The sequence below is a fragment of the Rhodococcus sp. EPR-134 genome (genome assembly GCF_001647205.1).
Taxonomy (GTDB): domain Bacteria; phylum Actinomycetota; class Actinomycetes; order Mycobacteriales; family Mycobacteriaceae; genus Rhodococcus_F; species Rhodococcus_F qingshengii.
In genome coordinates, this window is sequence record NZ_LVCT01000631.1 from 1 (window position 1) to 1,812 (window position 1,812).

Annotated in this window: 3 protein-coding genes; all 3 read right to left on the reverse strand. The window is 61.9% G+C overall.

Annotated features, from left to right (window positions below):
• A partial coding sequence (locus A2J01_RS27735) for a heparin-binding hemagglutinin (protein WP_064114014.1) occupies positions 1–621 on the reverse strand: 621 nt, incomplete at its 3' end.
• Complete coding sequence (locus A2J01_RS27740; protein ID WP_003941483.1) at positions 614–1,120, reverse strand: helix-turn-helix domain-containing protein; 507 nt, start codon at positions 1,118–1,120, stop codon at positions 614–616. The genes A2J01_RS27740 and A2J01_RS27735, both read right to left, overlap by 8 nt.
• Positions 1,121–1,223: 103 nt before the next feature.
• Positions 1,224–1,812 (reverse strand): DUF445 domain-containing protein (locus A2J01_RS27745; RefSeq protein ID WP_156519426.1); only part of this gene is annotated, 589 nt, incomplete at its 5' end.

A 1,812-nucleotide genomic window follows, 5' to 3' on the forward strand; every position in this document is an offset into this window, starting at 1 on the left:
CAGTGCAGCCTCGTCGCCTGCGTCGGCGATCTTCTCACCGGCGTCAGAGATCTTCTCGCCGACCTCTTCTGCGGTGTCGGAGATGCGTCCGGCAGCGCGGCCGGCCAGCTTGGCAGCCTGCTCGCCTACGGCGCGCGTCTGACGAGCAACGGTTCCGAGTGCGTCTTCGGTCAGCTCGACGGCGTCGCCGAGTGCCGACTCTGCAGCAGCGATGCCTTCTTCGACTGCGGGCTGCTTGCGGATGCGCTCGACTGCGTCTTCGCCACGTTCTGCGAGGGAGTTGTACAGATCTCCGGCAACCTTGAGGTATGCCTCGGCGACCTTGCGGAGTTCCTCGGGTGAGAACTTCTCGCGCAGCTCGGCGAGCTCTTCGGGCAGCTCGGACGGCAGGCCGGCGAGACGCTCGCGCAGCGCATCGACGCTCTCGGCAACGTCACCCTGGACGGAAGCGAGCTTCTCGCGAGCACCGTCGACACGGCCGTTGACATCGCCCTGGGTGTTCTCGGCGCGCTCACGAACCTGAGCAACTACATCGGCCACGGCCTGGACAACCAGGTCGCCTGCGCCGACGGCGGCGTAGAGCGAGGTCTTGACGCTGTCGATGGCGTTCTTGTCAGTCATCTTGTTCTCCTAGTGAAGTCTCGGTGTCTGGAATTGCGGCCGATTCAGCGAAATCGGGCGCTGCGGCTGGTCTTGACGACTCGTTCTCGCGACAGAACGAGTCGTAGATTTCGAGCAGTACTTGCTTCTGCCGTTCGTTGATGGCCGTCTCGGCCAACACCGCGTCCCTGATGGGACTGTGCGGGCGTTGCTCGAGATATCCCGCTTGGACGTACAGCACTTCTGATGAGACTCGAAGGCCCTTGGCGATTTGCGCCAGTACGTCCGCCGACGGTTTGCGCAATCCGCGTTCGATCTGACTCAGATACGGATTGCTGACGCCGGCGAGTTGAGCGAGTTGGCGCATCGAAACTTGGGCGGCTTCCCGCTGTGCACGAATGAACCCCCCGATGTCGTGTGCCGCAGAGCTGACGACGCGAGCTGCCAAGTCGCTTGCTCCGGCTGCGGCACCGGATGATTCACGATCTCCGTCATCGGAGTTCGTCGACTTCGCTGGCATTGCGTCCTCCCTTTCCAGTGGACATTTCCCAGGATAGGAGAGGGTGCTAACTATTGCAAGCACTACTGCTAGCACTCGTGGTGGACGTCACATACCGGACAGCTCAGCCGAAGATGAGCGTCGAAATCGTGTAGATCAGCAGTCCGGCGATCGAGCCGACAACGGTGCCGTTGATACGGATGAACTGAAGATCTCGACCGACCTGCAACTCGATCTTCTGGCTCGCTTCGTCGGCGTCCCACCGCTCGACGGTGTCACTGATGACTCCAGTGATCTCGTCGGTGTAGTTCTCCGCGATGTACTTGGTGCCCTGCACCAGCCAGCCGTCGACCTTCTCACGCATGGACTCGTCGTCACGCAGCCTGACTCCGAAGCCGGCGACGTTCTCGGCGACCTTGGTCCGCAGGGTGCTGTTCGGATCGTCGACGGACTCCATGATGAGCCGCTTGGCAACCTGCCATGTCGACGACGCCAGACCCGTCACTTCCTCGCGACCCATGATCTCGGCCTTGATCCCCTCGGCCTTCTTGATGGTCTCCGGGTCGTTCTGCAGATCATCGGCGAAGTCGATCAGGAAGCGGTTGGCGGCGAGGCGTACCTCGTGTTCGGGGTTGGAACGGACCTTCCAGGTGAACTCGACGAGTTCCTTGTATATCTTCTCCCCCAGCATGGCGTCGACGAACTTCGGCGAC